General features: G+C 42.6%; 11 protein-coding genes. 1 reads left to right on the top strand and 10 read right to left on the bottom strand.

All coding sequences use genetic code 11. From position 1 onward, the window contains the following. Positions 1-4: 4 nt before the first annotated feature. The 10 genes from rlmKL to CBX98_RS00130 form a co-directional block, all read right to left on the bottom strand. On the bottom strand, positions 5-2,125 hold the full coding sequence (rlmKL, locus tag CBX98_RS00175) for a bifunctional 23S rRNA (guanine(2069)-N(7))-methyltransferase RlmK/23S rRNA (guanine(2445)-N(2))-methyltransferase RlmL (protein WP_005396504.1): 2,121 nt from the start codon (positions 2,123-2,125) through the stop codon (positions 5-7). 488 nt (positions 2,126-2,613) lie between these two features. Then, positions 2,614-3,156, bottom strand: coding sequence for a cell division protein ZapC (locus CBX98_RS00170; RefSeq protein ID WP_005396505.1), 543 nt, complete (start codon positions 3,154-3,156; stop codon positions 2,614-2,616). A gap of 168 nt (positions 3,157-3,324) precedes the next feature. Continuing rightward, positions 3,325-4,335 (bottom strand): quinone-dependent dihydroorotate dehydrogenase, encoded by a 1,011-nt coding sequence (gene pyrD / locus CBX98_RS00165; RefSeq protein ID WP_109168322.1) that lies wholly within the window; start codon positions 4,333-4,335, stop codon positions 3,325-3,327. Positions 4,336-4,649: 314 nt separating this feature from the next. After that, complete coding sequence (locus CBX98_RS00160) at positions 4,650-9,491, bottom strand: NAD-glutamate dehydrogenase (RefSeq protein WP_109168321.1); 4,842 nt, start codon at positions 9,489-9,491, stop codon at positions 4,650-4,652. 201 nt (positions 9,492-9,692) lie between these two features. Then, positions 9,693-9,911: a DUF2835 domain-containing protein gene (locus tag CBX98_RS00155; RefSeq protein WP_046876238.1), complete on the bottom strand. Its 219-nt coding sequence runs from the start codon at positions 9,909-9,911 to the stop codon at positions 9,693-9,695. A 64-nt stretch (positions 9,912-9,975) separates the two neighbouring features. Then, entirely contained in the window at positions 9,976-12,582 is a 2,607-nt protein-coding gene (gene pepN, locus CBX98_RS00150) for an aminopeptidase N (RefSeq protein WP_109168320.1), read from the bottom strand. A 229-nt stretch (positions 12,583-12,811) separates the two neighbouring features. After that, a complete protein-coding gene (locus tag CBX98_RS00145) occupies positions 12,812-13,477 on the bottom strand; it encodes a hypothetical protein (protein WP_005396553.1) in 666 nt (221 codons plus the stop codon). 195 nt (positions 13,478-13,672) lie between these two features. Then, complete coding sequence (gene prc / locus CBX98_RS00140; RefSeq protein WP_109168319.1) at positions 13,673-15,679, bottom strand: carboxy terminal-processing peptidase; 2,007 nt, start codon at positions 15,677-15,679, stop codon at positions 13,673-13,675. A gap of 17 nt (positions 15,680-15,696) precedes the next feature. Continuing rightward, the gene (gene proQ, locus CBX98_RS00135; protein WP_005396555.1) at positions 15,697-16,323 is read right to left on the bottom strand and encodes an RNA chaperone ProQ; all 627 of its coding nucleotides are present in this window, start codon (positions 16,321-16,323) and stop codon (positions 15,697-15,699) included. A 97-nt stretch (positions 16,324-16,420) separates the two neighbouring features. After that, a complete protein-coding gene (locus tag CBX98_RS00130; protein WP_109168318.1) occupies positions 16,421-16,894 on the bottom strand; it encodes a GAF domain-containing protein in 474 nt (157 codons plus the stop codon). 92 nt (positions 16,895-16,986) lie between these two features. On the opposite strand from CBX98_RS00130, the gene CBX98_RS00125 reads away from it, so the two are divergent. After that, entirely contained in the window at positions 16,987-18,783 is a 1,797-nt protein-coding gene (locus CBX98_RS00125; RefSeq protein WP_109168317.1) for an ABC transporter ATP-binding protein, read from the top strand.

Raw genomic sequence — 18,783 nt, 5'->3', positions numbered from 1 at the left:
TATACTACGCGTGCGTTACTAGCCAACAGTTATGAATCTGTTTATTACGCGCAAAATCTAATGGTAACGTTTGAGAAGAAATATTCTGAGCCTTCAAACCAAGTTCAGCCAGCGACTCTTCATCCATCTTGAAGTGGCGCTTGTTATTCGAGAATACGATAGTGCCTTCACTTCTTAGTAAACGTTTAAGATTCTTCATCAGTTTAATGTGGTCACGTTGTACATCGAATGATGTTTCCATACGCTTAGAGTTAGAGAACGTAGGTGGATCAATAAAGATCAAGTCGTACTCACCTTTCGCGTTTTCTAGCCATTGCAAGCAGTCTGCTTGTTCATAGCGATGCTGACGTCCTACACAGCCGTTAAGCTGCATATTGTCTTTCGCCCAGTTCAAGTAGGTATTTGACATATCAATAGTCGTTGTGGAACGAGCGCCACCAACCGCTGCGTGAACCGTCGCACTCCCAGTATATGCAAACAAGTTTAAGAAATCTTTACCTTGCGCCATTTCACCTAAGCGACGACGAGTGATCTTATGATCCAAGAACAAGCCAGTGTCTAGATAGTCATGAAGGTTTACGATCAGCTTCACACCGTACTCGTTTACTTCAAGCGTCTCTGATACCTGACCTAATTTTTGGTATTGGCTGCGACCCTTCTGCTTTTCACGAACTTTAAGTACTACTTTGTTCGCCTCTACACCTGTCACCTGAATCGTTGCACGAATGATATCCGTTAGGCGACGTTTTGCTTTTTCTTCTGGAATGTTTTTTGGCGCAGCATACTCTTGAATTACGATTTGATCGCCGTATACGTCTATCGCCACATTGTATTCAGGAAGATCAGCGTCATAGATTCGGTAGCAATCAAGCTTCTCTTTACGAGCCCACTTGCCAATCTTGCCAATGTTTTTCTTTAAACGATTTGAAAAGTCTGGTGCGATTTGAACATTAGTATCAGCACCCTTCACCTCATCAGCACTGCGCTCTGCAATACTGTAGTTCTTTTGGTGACAAGGTAACGCACCATTATTCAATTTAAATTGTTTATCAGCACGCATACGAAGACAGCTCAGCAGCTCGTCTGAACTCGAGAAGATAGAGGCTTTACATCCACCAAACTCAGATTTTAGCTGTCCACCAAATGCGGTGTAGAGTGCAATTAGCCCCGGCTCAGTTCCTAGACGTTCACCGTAAGGTGGGTTTGAAACGATAACACCGTGTTCAAATCCTGCAGGACGAGTTATGGTTGCAGCATCACCTTGTGCGAACTCAATCAATTCTTCAACACCTGCTCTGCGCGCGTTTTCTTGAGCAACTTTTAATACTTTAGGGTCGTTATCGAAGCCAAAAAACTTAGCGTCAACTTTCTTGACACCTCGTCTAGCTTGAACATTAGCCTCTGATTTAATCTCTGCCCAAGTCTCTGGTTCAAAGTCTTCCAACACTTCGAAACCCCATTGCTTTCGCTTAACGCCAGGAGCCATGTTGGCAGCCATCATCGCAGCTTCAATAAGCAAAGTACCAGAACCGCACATTGGATCGAGTAATGGTTGATGCCCATCCCAGCCACAACGCATGATAATCGCAGAAGCAAGCGTTTCACGTAACGGGGCACGACCCGATTCTGGTCGGTAGCCACGTTGATGCAAACCACTGCCTACCATATCTATCCCAAGCAACGCTTTATCTTTATGCAAACGAACGTGAATACGAACATCTGGGCGTTCTTTACTGATGTTGGGACGCGGCAAACCTTTATTTTCAAAGCAATCTACGATGCCATCTTTGACTTTCATCGCACCGTACTGGCTATTTCTGATCTCACGGTTTGTGCCGTTAAAGTCCACAACAAAACGTTTAGAGCTATGAAATTGGTTAACCCAGTTAATAGCAGATGTAGATAAATACAAGTCCATGTCGTTGTTACACGTGAACTCAGATAAAACACGTACAAATCGAGACGCTAAACGGCTCCACAAACAACAGCGATAAACCTGTTCGTTTGTCGCTTTAAATTTTACGCCTGCCTGTACTGGTTTCGCATTTTCAATGCCTAGTTTAGTCAGTTCTTCAACAAGCAAATTTTCCATGCCATTTGAAGTTACCGCGAGATATTGATTCATAGTGTTCTTTCGCTGATAAAAAATGGCTTCAATTATACCTGACTTTACGATCAATGCCTCGTTTTTAAAGGAATTTCCCCACCTGTTAGTTCAAATCATCACCAACAAAATGATCTGAAACTTTCAACATCTTCAATTTGAGTATTTTTTATTCACGAACGAAATTTTGTTCCCTTGGAAGGAAGTGAATACTTATTTACATAAATTTTGGTATATACCAGGCAATGATTATTGATGTAAGTTACTTACATTTTTGCCTTATAGGGGAATAAATGGGGTCATTTTAAGCGCTAGGTTGCCTAGTTAAGGGAGTCATCAGATTGAAATAAGTAAAATAAAAGTGACCAGCTTCATGTTTGCATGCATAGAAAACATACAGTTTCATGGCTGATGGGGATCTAGTATCAAAGGAAAGGACAAAAAAAATCGACCTAACGAGGTCGACTAATGCAAACAAAGGAACGAAATAAAGAAAAAATTAAACAGGTTTACCCCACCATTGCCATAGGGGTTATTGCAAAGAGGTGATTTGCACAAGCCATGCGGTCATGCATTACTTTAATCGGCTGCCCAAACTGAAGCGCCTTATTGCCATCAAGCACAAACGCTTCTTGGTTAACATAAGCACATAAGCTCGACGTCTCGCCTGGTTCTAACACGATGAACATGCCATCAGAATATTGGTTTGTTAGAAAGACCATGTCCCCTTCTTCAGGCTCGTAACCTGAGGACTGTGCGTCAAAGAACCAGCTTTTAGGCTGTACAGGTTTATGAAAGCGCTTTGCCGCAACACAATACAGTGTTAACTCAGCTTGGCGGTATTCACTGATGTCGAGGCATCGAATACGTTCATTAAACGTTTGGAATGCACTGGCGTCATCAACGGTAAATTCATTGTTTGAGAAGGCACAGTTAACCAACAATTTTCGGGATAAATTGGTTTGGAAAATCATTTCCTCCCCCAGATCCAGCATTAAGCAAGCTTTTTGCTCGTCAAAATACCAATTCCATTTGTCGCTGGGTTTAAGCATTATTCCGTTCTCTCTTGACTAGTTAAATCAGTGGTAAAGAGGTAAGACGCTTAATTACCTACTCGTGATTTTTAAATTTTACAAACGAACGGATAAAAAAAAAGAGGAAACAAAGTCCTCTTTTTTATGTAATAGCTACTGATTTTTCAGTGGTTTTTGATGTGTATGTTAAAGATTCTTAACAATATCACGTACTAGGCCTGGGCCGTGGTAAATAAAGCCGGTGTAGACTTGAACAAGTTTAGCGCCTGCCATCAGCTTTTCTTTGGCTGCAACATAGGAATCCACACCACCAACACCGATAATTGGAAGTTTGTCTCCTAGCTCTTCATGAAGCTTACGTACGACTTCCGTAGAGCGTGATTGCACAGGGCGACCACTTAAACCACCTGCCTCATTGGCGTGTTTCATTCCTTCTACGATCGTGCGATCCAGAGTTGTGTTAGTCGCGATCACACCATCTATATTGTTTTTCAATAAAGAATCACAGATTTGGCAGATTTCTTCGTCACTCAAATCAGGCGCAATTTTTAATGCTAGCGGGACGTATTTGTTGTATTTCTCTGAAAGTTCCGCTTGTTTCGCTTTTAATTCAGAAAGTAGTTCATCAAGCGCTTCACCATATTGAAGTGAACGAAGACCCGGAGTGTTTGGTGATGAGATATTAACCGCAATGTAGCCTGCGTACTCATACACTTTCTCCATACAAATCAGGTAGTCCTCTGCCCCTTTCTCAATTGGTGTGTTTTTGTTTTTACCAATATTAATTCCGAGAACACAGTTGAATTTTGCTTGCTTTACATTCTCGACCAAATTATCAACGCCTAGGTTGTTAAAGCCCATGCGATTGATGATACCTTCAGCTTCGACTAAGCGAAATAAGCGTGGTTTATCATTCCCTGGTTGCGGACGAGGTGTTACTGTGCCAACTTCGACAAAGCCAAAGCCCATGGCATCAAATGCTTCAATGCATTCACCGTTTTTATCTAAGCCAGCCGCAAGACCTACTGGGTTACGGAATGTTAGTCCCATACACTCAACTGGACGAGTTGGTAATTGTTGGCGGTAGAAGAGATCAAGTGGTGTGCCGTTAAAGCGTTGGAAGTTCTTGATTGCAAGATCGTGTGCCTTCTCGGCATCGAGTTGGAAAAAGCCAGTTCTGGCTAGACGGTAAAGCATTGTGCCTCCGAAAGAAAAAAGCCCCGTATAAACGGGACAATATTATTTACTGTTTTTCATCGTAATTCAATGAAAATGAATGTATTAAGTAAAAACCTATATCTTTCTAATATTTTCAAATATAAAACAAACAATTAGAGTAAGATTTCAACAATAAAATTTATAACTAACCACCCTAAAGCAATCGATTTCAGCCTATTTTAACTTCCCCGCACCGTTACGCTGTAACTCACTCGGCGCTATAATAGAAACGATGAGCAACAAAAAAGCCTCGCTAAATAACGAGGCTTTTACTTACAATTTGACTAACTCATCTACTCTTTCGACGAACAGTTGAGATTCAAGAGTACTAATTCTCGAAGTGCTACAGAAAACTTAGCAAATTCGTGGACAGAGCCAACTTTGAACTCATTCAAGATGCTTTCCCAACGGTGCAGTGATTGCTCGTTAGTTTCCATCCAATCTTCTAACGCTTTCATCACGTCTAGCTCTTCCGTTGCACAGCCGCAATTTAATACCTGAGCCGTAAGTTGACGTTGTTGCCAGTCCAGATCTTCTCGGAATGCAGCTCTTGCTAGTGCCTGCCAGTTATTATCAACGGCTTGGCTGTTAATTTGCTTCAAGAACCAGTGTAACGATAAACGGTCACCCAAGTTAAAGTAGAGCTTCGATGCTTGCTCAACCGTTTTACCTGTTTCACTCGCCACTGATGAGATATCCAGTGCAGATTGTAAGCTGGATAAACGAGCGACTTGATGTGCAAGTTTCTCTTCTACCCCTTTCTCAATCCATCCTTGAGCAAGTTCATTGTGTTCTTCTACTTCAGACTCAACCAGCATAGTGTCTAAGGTTTCAGTGATAACATTGACATCTTGCTTGTAGATAGCAATCAGCTCACCAACTGTGCATTTACCACTGCGGTTGCGAAGCAACCAACGTGCAATTCGACGTAGTGCTCGACGAACATAAAACATGATTTCGTACTGAGCTTGAGCAGTGGCGATATTATCGAGTTCACGAGTCTGCTTAAGAATTGCTTCTAGATCGAAAATTTCACGAGCCGCACTGTATGCGTTAGCAATATCGACAACACTTGCACCGGTTTCTTCTTGCAAACGAGTGACGAAGTTACAGCCCATTTCATTAACCATCTGGTTAGCCAATGCTGTAGCGATAATTTCAGCTCGCAGTGGGTGATTAACCATTTGATCTTTATAGTTACGTCGTAACGCACTTGGGAAATATTCAACAAGCTGTTTCGCATGGAATTCATCATTCGCGATTTCATCCGTAACAAGTTGCTGTTTAAGTACCATTTTACCGTAGGCAACTAACACTGATAGCTCAGGGCGAGTCAGACCTAGTCCCTGTTTTTCACGCTCGATTAGCGTTTCATCATCAGGGATGTATTCGAGAGCACGATCCAAGTACCCTGCTTTTTCCATGGTATGGATGAATCGAATTTGTTCCTTAACAATGCCAACACCTTGCTGTTCAGTAACGGAGATCGACTCAGATTGACGGTAAGCATCATCTAAGACAATTTCACCCACTTCGTCTTCCATAGACTCTAGAATTTGGTTACGTTGCTTAACCGTAAGATCGCCATTTGAAACCAGTCCATTAAGGAAGATCTTGATGTTGACTTCATTATCCGAACAGTCAACGCCACCCACGTTATCAACGAAGTCTGTGTTCACTCGGCCGCCAGTCAGTGCGTATTCAATACGACCAAGCTGAGTCATACCCAAGTTACCGCCTTCGCCAACCACTTTTGCTCTTAAGTCACGGCCGTCAATGCGTAGCATGTCGTTAGCACGGTCACCAACATCCGTATGAGTTTCTGTCGATGCTTTAACGTAAGTGCCGATACCACCATTCCAAAGCAGATCGACTTTCATTTTCAAGATCATCTTAATCAGATCGTTAGGCGCTAAAGATGCTTTCTTAGTCCCTAACATTTTCTGAATTTCTGGCGTTAGTTGGATCGACTTTGATCGACGAGAGAAGATACCACCACCTTGAGAGATCAAATCTTTATTGTAATCTTCCCAGCTTGATCTTGGTAGCTTAAACAAGCGGTTACGTTCTTCCCAGCTGGTGGCTGAATCTGGATTTGGATCAATAAAGATGTGCATGTGGTTAAAGGCAGCTTGCAATCGAATATGCTTCGATAACAGCATACCGTTACCGAACACGTCACCAGCCATATCACCTACACCGATTGCGGTAAAGTCAGTGGTCTGGCAGTTGATGCCCATTTCACGGAAGTGACGCTTAACTGATTCCCAACCACCTTTTGCAGTGATACCCATCGCTTTGTGGTCGTAACCATTTGAACCACCTGAAGCGAATGCGTCACCTAACCAGAAGTTGTACTCTGCAGAAACAGAGTTCGCTAGGTCTGAGAATGTTGCTGTGCCTTTATCTGCCGCCACTACTAGGTATGGGTCATCTTCGTCATGGCGCACAACGTTTTGTGGTGGCACCACTTCACCTTCAATGATGTTATCCGATACATCAAGTAGCGCACGAATAAATCGTTTGTAACAACGTTGGCCTTCAGCAAAAATCTCATCACGGGTTGTGAGAGATGGCTGGCGTTTACAAACAAAGCCGCCTTTTGCACCCACAGGTACGATAACGGTGTTCTTAACTTGCTGAGCTTTTACGAGACCAAGAATCTCTGTACGGAAATCTTCTTGACGGTCTGACCAACGTAAACCACCACGAGCCACTTTTCCGCCACGAAGGTGAACACCCTCAATATCTGGTGCGTACACAAAGATCTCGAACGCGGGTACAGGCTGCGGAATCTCTGGAATATCGCTCGGTTTCATTTTCAAAGATAACCAAGGCTTAGGTTGCTTGCTTTCGTCTAATTGATAGTAGTTAGTACGAAGTGTCGCCATGATCATGTCGATGTAACGACGAATAATACGATCATCATCCAAGCTCTCTACACGATCCAACTGCTCTGTTAGCTTTTTAATCAGATCGTTTTGGCCTTTTTCACTGCCTTTGTGTTTCGGATCGAATCGCTTGGTGAACAGCTTGACTAGACCTGTTGCTAAGTCTGGGTAGTGGCTTAGCGTGTCTTCGATGTATTGTTGACTGAATGGGAAACCGACTTGGCGCATGTATCGAGCATAAGCACGAAGAATGGAAATCTCACGCCCAGATAGCGACGCACCTAGTACCAATCGGTTAAAACCATCACTTTCAAGGTTGCCCGCCCAAATTGCGGCAAATGCTTGTTGGAAACGATCACGAGCCTCACGAAGATCAACCGTTTTCTCGCTCTTATGCAGCATAGAGAAATCAAGGATCCAGAATGTCTGTCCGTTATTTTTCTCGATCTCATACGGTGATTCACCTATCACTCGTAAGCCAAGGTTTTCAAGCATTGGCATTACGTCAGAAAGATGGATTGGCTCATCGCGATGGTATAGCTTCAAGCGAACAGCTTTTGAATCCGCCCCCTCTTCTTGAGGTCGGTAGAACAACATACCAAGTTTATTATCATCACTTAACGCTTCTAAGCGTTCAATATCTGCAACCGCAGAACCTGGCATCATGTCCTCTTTGTATGAGCGAGGGAACGCACTCATGTATTCTTTTGAAAGAGGAAGGCCTTTGCTTTCACCAAAGTTAGCAATGATGGATTCTTTTAGTCTGTCATCCCAAGAGGTAGAAACTTCCATTAGGTTTTGCTCGATCTTTTTCACGTCTACGTCAATGTTGTTATTGTCTACACGAACAATGTAATGTGTTCTCGCTAGTGGGCTTTCTGAGAAGAACGTTGTAAATTCAACCTCTTGCTCGCAACCAAAGTACTGCTTAAGAATGCGTTGAGTTTGACGACGTAATTCTGTGTTGTAACGATCTTTAGTGACATAAACCATACAGCTAAAGAAACGACCAAATGGGTCCTTACGAACAAATAAACGCAGTAGGTCACGATCTTGCATTTGTACAACACCCATACCCACCTCAAGCAACTCTTCTTCATTTGCTTGGAGTAGTTCATCGCGTGGGTAGTTTTCTAAGATATTGTGCAATGCTTTGTATGAATACGATCCGTGACGGTATCCGCTCGCTTCAAGGATACGGTCTACTTTTTCACGGATCAGAGGGATGCTTTGTACCGCTTGGTTATACACGGCAGAGGTATATAGACCAGTAAAGCGATGCTCACCTATTACTTTACCGTTTTCATCAAACTTCTTAATACCGATGTAATCAGTATAAGCTGGACGGTGAATACGAGATGCTTTGTTACCTTTTGTGATGATCAGAGCGTATGGCTTTTTCGCTTCTAACCGCGCAGAGTCTGAAAGCTCAGATAGCTTGACGCTACGCACACGCTTGTCATCAGCAAATAGACCAAGTCCTTTCTCTTTAGCAGGAACAAGCTCGGTATCACCATTGACTTCTTCTAAGTCATAATCTTTGTAACCCATAAAGGTAAAATTATGATCTTCTAGCCAACGAAGAAATGCGATCGTTTCGTCCATACGATCCGTTTGGATAGAAACACGATCTTTATTTTTCTCAAGTTCATCAGTCACAAGCTTAAGCTTATCGACCATTTGCTTCCAGTCATCAACGACTAAACGAGTGTCAGATAGAATTTTTAACAGCTCTTCTTTAAGCGCTTGCATCTCTTCTTTACTAGTAAGGCGATCTACCTCGATATGGAACAGTGATTGAAGAACACCACCCTCACCGTTTACGTCGGTAACTTGACCTTTTTTATCACGCTGTATCTGTGTTGGGTTGTTTAACATTAGGTGGCAAACAAGATCCAAACGCGCTAAAGCCATTTTGACTGAGTCCACTAAGAATGGACTATCTGGAACAACAATTTCTACGATTGTGTGTGTGGATTGCCAGCCTTGACGACTTACGGTCGGGTTAAATACTCGTACCGAAATCTCTTCTGGTTTTTTTTCATTGATATGGTGCCAAAGGCTGACGACAGCACCATAAAGATCGGATTCGTTTCGCTGAATCAGGTCATCATCAGCAATGTTACTGAATAAGTGTTGAGCAAGTTTAGTTACAAGCGTTTGGTGAGAAAGCTCGAGTTTGTCTTGAATCAGTTGGTAAACTTTTTCAAGCAGAACCGGCACTACATTTTCACGCGCGGTCATATTCACACTCCACATTAGAATTGTTGTTTTGTAGGGGGACTTAGTAGCTAGGTTGTTACCTTAGAAACTAAGCATAGGTAATGCATGTGCCCATTGTAAAAGCATAATTACAAATGTTTAACAACTAATCGTGGTGGTAAGAGGTGAAATGTCCGATTCTGTGACTAAGATTCCTATTTAACTCTCTGCAAATACAATACATCACAGAGTTTCTAACTTAAGAAACTTATTATTTTGGTCAGTTGTTAGTCTAAACTGGCCTTTAATGCCTAATTGACTAAGAAATGGTCTAAATCGTGCGGCGGGTAACTGCAAACGTAAACCATTATGTGTGACGACTTGAACAACACTTGCCGCGCCAGAATAATGGGATAAAAACGTTTGATATGAAATGTTGAGGTTGAAGTAGTAATAGTTCATGAAGTAAAAACTAAGTGACATATACAATAAGGTGGCCTTAATGACCACCCTATTGTGTTGTTTACTATTCGTCTAGTGCTTTAGTCACTTTTTCGAATAAGTCTTTAGCAAGATTATCCATTGCTTTGAGCTTTTCAAGTTCTGCTTTGATCAAAGCTTGGCGACCTTCATCGTATTTACGGAACTTAAGCAAAGGATCAATCATTCTAGATGCGACTTGTGGGTTCGAATCATTAAGTTGGCGAAGGATTTCTCCTGCAAATTGGTAACCTGCACCGGATTTATCATGGAAACGTACAGGGTTAGCACTTAAGAACGAGCCAATCAAACTGCGCGTACGGTTCGGGTTCTTCAAACTAAATGCTTCGTGGTTCATGGTTGCTTTTACTTTTTCAAGTGCATCCTCTGCAGGATTGCTACCTTGAAGTGCAAACCACTTGTCCATAACCAAACCATCGTGCTTCCATTTATCGCTATAGTCTGCCATAAGAGCTTCACGACACTCAAGCTGAGCACTATTTGCCGCACTCATCGCTGCAATCGTATCTGTCATGTTATTTGCAGATGCGTATTGTGCTTTCACTAAATCATTACCTTTTTCCGTATGTGCTAGGTATTGCAGACAACGGTTACGTAATGCACGCTTGCCAATCGCAGCATGATCGATCGTGTACTCTGTTTGCTTCAGTGTATGATAAGTTGCACTTAGCTCATCTTCTAACTCTTGAGAAAGTGACACTGTAATGCTGTTTAGCACTTTGTCTACGGCATCGATGTCAATTTGCTGGTACCAGCCAGTAATCTCATTAATTGAAGGCAAAGAGAAAACTTGAGCAATGAAAGCTGGCTCAAGCGTCTCATCCAATAGCACACCACGGAACGCATCTATCACGCCTTCAGAAAGCGACACGTCTTGTCCGGCTTGAACGTTTTTCACGTTCTGACGAATGTACTTAGCCAATAGCATTTGGCTTGCATCCCAACGAGCGAAGTCATTCGTCGCGTGCTTCATCAAGAAGACTAATTCATCATCACTGTAGTCGTATTCTAGTTTTACTGGTGCCGAGAATTCACGCAACAAAGATGGCACTGGCTGTTCTTCGACATTTTCAAATACGAACGTTTGCTTATCTTGTTTAATATCTAGCACGTTGTGAACAGATTCACCGTTAATCAGCAACGGGATAACTCGACCTTTCGAATCGTACAGCTCGATATCAAACGGAATGTGCAGCGCTTGCTTCTCAGCCTGGTCTTGCGTTGGCTCCGTAAATTGCTCTACCGTTAGTGCGTAAGTTTTTGCATCGGCATTGTATTCGCTATTTACGCGCAGCGTCGGTGTACCAGACTGGCTGTACCATAGACGGAATTGTTTTAAATCGACACCAGTGGCATCTTCCATTGCAGAAACAAAGTCTTCGCATGTCGCAGCAGTACCATCGTGACGTTCAAAGTAAAGTTTCATCCCTTTTTGGAAGCCCTCTTCGCCAAGTAGCGTATGGTACATACGAATAACTTCGCTGCCCTTTTCATACACTGTTAGCGTGTAGAAGTTGTTCATCTCAATGACTTTGTCAGGACGAATCGGGTGAGACATTGGACTTGCATCTTCTGCAAACTGAGGGCCACGGATGATACGTACGTTATCGATGCGATTATCTGCGCGAGAGCCTAAATCAGAAGAGAATTCTTGGTCACGGAATACGGTTAAGCCTTCTTTTAGACTTAGTTGGAACCAGTCACGACAAGTGACACGGTTGCCAGTCCAGTTGTGGAAGTACTCATGACCGATCACAGCTTCGATACCTAAGTAGTCACGATCGGTCGCCGTTTGGTCATTAGCCAGAACATACTTTGAGTTAAAGATGTTTAGGCCTTTGTTTTCCATTGCGCCCATATTGAAGAAATCAACGGCAACGATCATGTAAATATCCAGATCGTATTCAAGGCCAAAGCGTTCTTCATCCCACTTCATCGAGTTGATCAGCGATGTCATCGCATGGCCTGCACGATCTAAGTTACCTTTATCAACAAAGATTTCTAAATCAACACTGCGACCTGACATCGTTGTGTATTTGTCACGCAGTACGTCAAAGTCCCCTGCGACAAGAGCAAACAAGTAAGCTGGCTTTGGATGCGGGTCCTGCCATTGAACCCAATGACGACCGTTCTCTGCATCGCCTTCTGCAATTCGGTTACCATTGCTCAGCAAATATGGATAAGCGGATTTATCTGCGATCACTTTTGTCGTGTATTTTGCCAGAACATCAGGACGATCTAAGTAATAAGTAATACGACGGAAGCCCTCGGCCTCACACTGAGTACAAAATGCGCCGCCTGATTTGTACAAACCTTCGAGTGCTGTATTCGCTTCAGGATCAATTTTGGTGACGATTTCAAGTTCAAACTCGGATGGAAGATCGGTCAGTACAAGCGATGATTCTTTCACTTCGTGATGAGCCCAATCCTCACCGTTTACTTTTACAGCGCGCAGCTCAAGCCCCTCGCCATCGAGTTCTAGCGTTGTTGTATCGCCTTTTTGAGCAACCTTTGATATCGCCGTAACGATGGTGTCATTGTCATAAAGATCAAACGTAAGATCGATATCGGTAATCGCGTGAGATGGCTCTTGATAATCTTTACGATATTTGGCCTGGGGAGCTTGGGACATGAGCATAAATCCTTGTATGTCGAACAACAAAAATACCAGACTGCATGATCAAAAATGCAGTTCTGGTATCACTATATAAGCTATTTGTAGGGGTTGTGGTATCAGAATACAAGTCTTTCCATCAAAAAACGGAGCTTTTAGTGCTCTAGCTCCGTTTTTTTGATTAACATTTAAACAACATTGACAATTTACCGTATGCTCGCGTAATTTGTCGTAGCAAGATAAGCTATCAAGGCGTTACCCGATTAAGTACCGCGTACATATCGCCATTTGAATCTTCGATCGTTAATTCATTTTTGTTGAGCTTATAGGTGGTCCCGTGCTCGCCATTTTCATAGAGCAAGACTAAATATTCATCTTCTGTGTAGAAAACACCTTGCTTGATTGACTCATCCCCTTCTTCGTTGGATACCCGAAACATAAACACGAAGTCAGGTTGAAGTATCAGATCCATATGGTTGATGTTGTTTGCCACAAGGCCATCTCCGGATACATAAGAGCTAGACCATATGCCCGCTAGCGAGTTAGACAACCCTTTAGTAAAAGTCACACCATTAAGATCAAGTGTATTGTGATTATTGCGATAGGCATAAATTTGAGGCTCATCTGTGTTTAAGCCAAGAACGATGGTGTCTTCATTGGCGTTATACAATCCTTCCCAATGATCGACAGAATAATCTTTCTTTTGAATATCAATAGAAAAGCTGTAGTCGGAACCCAGTGACAGTTTTATCGCACGAAAATTTTCAGCCGACTCTTCGGGGTTTGGGTTCATTAAATACCAGTCTCCGATGAGAAACGGCGTGTCAAAGTGACTTAATTCATCTTCTCTGGTGTTTTCTCCGCTAAACACACTAAAGCAGCAAAAGCTAAGTAAAATAAAGAACCATTTCATATCGGCATCCTTATCGTTTTCTTTTAGCTTAGGCAGTAGTCCTCACTTTCGCGAAATTTTAGATGTAGATCACGTAAATTATTGGGAAAAAATAAGCGAATATCTTACTTGATACTCAATACAAACAAAGATGAAAAGACATAAAAAAAGAGTGAGCCTGAAAGACTCACTCTTTTTACTTTGAATTGCCAGTTATTATGACTGATTTTTCTGCTTGAGTAGATCAACCATAATCGCGACAGACTCATCTAAATAAACATCAGGCGCTTCATAATCTTTAGGTATATCATCCAATGTTTTGAATGCTTCCTTACCTAAAGCAGCTTGACGCTCATTGATGCGTTGCAATCGAAGGGCTTCCGCTTTATCCGATTCAGCCTTACGAACTTTCTCGTTCAAAGACAACATATTATCGTCTTTTTCTTTACGATACTTCTCTATGTCTTCATTGATGAAACGGAATTCCATCTCATCAGAAATACGCTTGTTATGAAGAGCGGTGAGTTTTTCAACTAATGCTTCGTTGCTTGGGAAGGTTTGATATTTTGCTTTATCAATCTGATCCCAAGGTAGTGCATTGTCTTCTACACTTTCACCCGTTTCAGAAGCTTCAATTGGTGTTGGGTACGAAATATCGGGTGCAACACCGCGATTTTGCGTACTTCCACCGTCAATACGGTAGAACTTCTGAATCGTGTACTGAACGTAGCCTAGCTCTTTATCGAAAAGATCGTAGATATGATTCAGTGAACGATGCTGTTGAACCGTACCTTTACCGAAAGAATTTTCACCTAAAATAATGGCACGATTATAATCTTGCATCGCTGCGGCGAAAATTTCAGACGCCGAAGCACTGTAGCGGTTAATCAACACCGTCAGTGGACCATCATAGCTCACTTTTCCGTCAGTATCGGCGTTCACCTTAATACGACCATAGCTGTCACGAACTTGAACAACAGGACCTTCTTTAATGAATAACCCTGTTAATGCTGTCGCTTCCGTTAATGCACCACCACCGTTGTTACGTAGATCAACGATTACGCCGTCAACGTTTTTGGTTTTTAACTCAGCAAGCAGTTTATCGGTATCTTTCGACAAACCGACGTAGAAACTTGGCACTTCTAAAATACCAATCTTCTTACCATCTTTTTCGATGATCTCCGACTTCACTGCGCGATCTTCTAGACGAACTTTGTCACGAACAATTGTGACAATGTAACTCTTAGCATCGTTACCTTCTGGCAAGATCTGTAGATTAACCTTTGTGCCTTTTGGGCCTTTGATTAATTGAACTACATCATCCAGACGCCAACCGATCACGTCGACAATCTCTTCACCGTCTTGTCCAACACCGATGATTCGATCCCCTTCGCCAAGCTGCTTGCTCTTCGACGCAGGGCCACCAACAACAAGTGAACGAATTACTGTGTAATCGTCAGTCATTTGCAGAACGGCACCAATGCCTTCCAGAGAAAGGTTCATTTCCGATTGGAATTGCTCAGCATTACGTGGAGAAAGATAGCTAGTATGAGGGTCGACTTGTCGGGCGAAGGCATTCATATATAACTGGAATGCATCTTCGTTATTAGTCTGTGTGATCCGCTTCATCGCGTTGTTATAACGCTTCTCTAAAACCTCTTTAATCTCTGGCCACTCTTTGCCAGTCAGTTTCAGATTTAACGCGTCATATTTCACACGCTTGCGCCACAACTCGTTGAGCTCTGCTTCGTCTTTTGGCCATGCAGCTTCAGAACGGTCTAACTCTATCTCGTCATCAGTATCAAACTTGATCTCTTCGTCGAGTAGCGTTAACGCATAAGCAAAGCGCTCGAAACGCTTTTGCATTGAGAGGTTATAAACATCAAAAGCAATTTGGTTGTTACCAGCTTTTAGCTGATCATCAAGCTCAATTGACCAGTCTTTAAAAGAGTCGATGTCCGCGTGAGTAAAAATATTTCTATTATAATCAAGCAATTCTACATAGCGCTCAAAGATCGCTTTGGAGAAATCATCATTGAGGCTGAAATGCTTATAATGAGAGCGGGTAAATCGAGAGGTGACTCGTTTGCTAGCTGTTTCGTGCTGAACTTCAGGAGCGAGAACCGGCAAGTCATCTTTATGTAGTTTGGCTTCGAGAGCCTGAGCTGATGCTGCTAGCCATAAGCTAGCAGCAATCAGTGTCACTTTTGAACGGCAATTCATGCGTAGGAGTATCTCCTTTATGCGCGCAAGTGCTCCGCTTTCACAACCATTTGTAGGCCGTTAGCAAGTTGAACACGTACATCATCCTTATTGATTTCAACAATGGTCGCTGCCATGTTTCCTTTGCCCATGTTCACGTTAACTGCGTTACCTACTGTGATTTCGTCAGCATTTAGAGCGCGCGTTTCTACAGGCTTAGTTGGTTTTTGTACTTTTGGTTTGTTAGTACGACGAGGCTGTTGAGGCTTTTTAGCCGCTGGTTTCGCTTTCGCCTTACCCTCTTCACGAGCTTTTTGTGCTTGTTCTTTACGACGAGCTTGAACTTTTGCCTTGCTTTCTGCAAGTGTCGCTTTCGCGTGTTCAACGTGCTCTTCTTCTAGCTCACCACAAGGGTTGCCGTCTAGGTCTACACGTACTGCACCTGGTTTTACACCATGTAGGTAACGCCATGATGAAGTGTACTGTCTTAACGCTGCACGAAGCTGTGTTTTGCTTACTTTTTCGTCTTCACTTAGACGTTCCGCAAGATCTTGAAAAATACCAATTTTCAGAGGTTTTGCTTCACCTTCTAAAGTAAAGCACTTAGGGAAACATTCAGCAATATATGCAATAACTTCTTTGCTGTTTTTTAACTTTTCAGTCATGAGGGGTCCTGATTTGAGCGGATTTCCGCGAGCATTAAGAAAAAATATTCTCGTATTATAGTGACATGCCAAGGAAAAACCACACTCGAAGGCTAATTTATGCGTCGTTCGCGTGTGAATTAAGCAGCTTTTCTACTTCAGCCATGAAATGAGTGAGACCTTCTTCGTCTGTTTCATTGAATCGACCAATACTTGGGCTGTCAATATCAAGGACACCAACCACCTTTCCATTAATAGAAAATGGAATCACAATTTCTGAATTGCTCGCTGCATCGCACGCTATATGTCCCTCAAATTCATGAACGTCGTATACTCTTTGTATGGTGTTAGTTTTTGCAGCAGTACCACAGACACCGCGCCCCATAGGAATGCGGACACAAGCTGGTTTTCCTTGGAACGGACCAAGAACGAGCTCTTCACCTTTTGCTAGGTAAAAGCCAGCCCAGTTAAGATCGTCCAATTCCATGAAAAGCAGTGAGCTCAAGTTTGCTAGGTTAGCAATAAAGTCTGGCTCAGACTCAATTAGAGCAACGGCTTGTTTGGCTAGTCTATGGTATTGTTCTATGTTCATATTAACTTCCTACTTACTATAAAAGCTTCCATTCTCACTGTATGGCGCTAAAATGCAGCCCTACTTTATAATAGGACTTATTCTCAATTACAATGCTTCTGAAAAATGACACTATTAGCCGTTCTTGGTTGATAACACAAGTAAAAAAGCACAAGTCCAAGCTGATCATAGCGAACTTGATAGCGGTGCTTGCAACCTTGATTAGTGTTCCAATCCCCCTTCTCATGCCGTTGATGGTTGATGAGGTTTTATTGGACCAACCAGCAAAAGGCTTAGCTGCTATGAATGCCATTCTCCCTGAAGCGTGGCACACTCCGACGGGTTATATATTTTTCACCCTTTTCTTGGTCGTCCTGATGCGAGCTACAAGTCAGGGGTTAAATATCCTTCAAAGCCGACAATTTACACTTGTTTCTAAAACGATCACGTTTGAGATGCGCAGTAAAATGATCGACAAGCTTGGTCGTATCAGCATCCGCCAATACGAAACCAAAGGCAGCGGAGGCATCAACGCCCACCTTATCACTGACATTGAGACCATTGATAAATTTATTGGTTCTACGTTAGCAAAATTCGTTATCAGTTTTTTAACGGTCATTGGTACTGCCATCGTTCTGCTTTGGCTCGACTGGCGACTTGGTCTATTTATTTTGCTAGTTAACCCTATTGTCATTTACTTCTCACGTAAACTAGGAAGTATGGTTAAACATCTGAAACGGAAGGAAAATCATTCTTTTGAAATTTTCCAAAATCGTTTAGTTGAAACATTAGATGGCATTTACCAGCTGCGCGCAGCCAATAAAGAGCGAGAATTTCTCCAGCAACTCAAAGACAGTGCGAACCAAGTTCGTGTGGATGCAGACAAGTATGCGTGGCAATCAGAGGCGGCAGGTCGCGTCTCTTTCCTACTCTTCTTAATCGGTTTTGAGTTATTCAGAGCCGTCGCCATGCTGATGGTTATGTTTAGTGACCTCACTATTGGTCAAATCTTTGCTGTTTTTGGTTACCTATGGTTTATGTTGTCTCCTGTTCAAGAGCTGCTCGGCATTCAGTTTTCTTGGTACAGCGCGAAAGCTGCGTTAAAACGCATCAACGACTTATTAGTATTAGAAGAAGAACAAAGACCGGCACCTAAGGTAAATCCTTTCAAAGAAGGCAGAGAAGTCGATGTTAAAGTAGAAAACGTAGACTTCTCTTATAATAATGAAAACAAAGTCCTAGATAACCTTTCTTTACATATACCGGCAGGAAAGAAAGTGGCGCTAGTTGGTGCGAGCGGAGGCGGTAAGTCGACCTTAATACAACTACTTATTGGGGTTTATCGTCAAAACTCCGGTAGCATTCGCTTTAATGATGAATTAACAGAAGATATTGGTTTTGAAGTAATTCGCGACAAAATTGCCGTGGTATTACAGCAACCTATACTATTTAACGACACCTTGAGGCATAATCTAACACTCGGTGGGAATTTTGACGAAATGTCACTTTGGCGAGCTCTTGAAGTAGCCCAGCTGCAAGATGTTATTTCTCAACTGAACCACGGTTTGGATACTCAAGTCGGCCGTAACGGCATTCGTTTGTCAGGTGGTCAACGACAACGCCTTGCCATCGCAAGAATGGTGCTGAGTAATCCTCAATTTGTTATTTTAGACGAAGCCACGTCTGCGCTTGATACCGCTACTGAAGCGGCATTGCACAAAGCATTGACTGAATTCTTACGTGGTAGAACAACATTAATCGTTGCGCACCGTCTATCAGCCGTAAAACAAGCCGATTTGATCTACGTGCTTGAAGATGGAAAAGTGACGCAAACAGGTACTCATGGTGAGTTAGTTGAGCAAGAAGGCTTATATCAAACCTTATATGGGGGCATACAGTCCCACGCTTAA

It is taken from the genome of Vibrio sp. T9 (assembly GCF_003123985.1).
GTDB lineage: Bacteria > Pseudomonadota > Gammaproteobacteria > Enterobacterales > Vibrionaceae > Vibrio > Vibrio diabolicus.
This window is presented reverse-complemented; position numbering and strand designations above follow the sequence as displayed.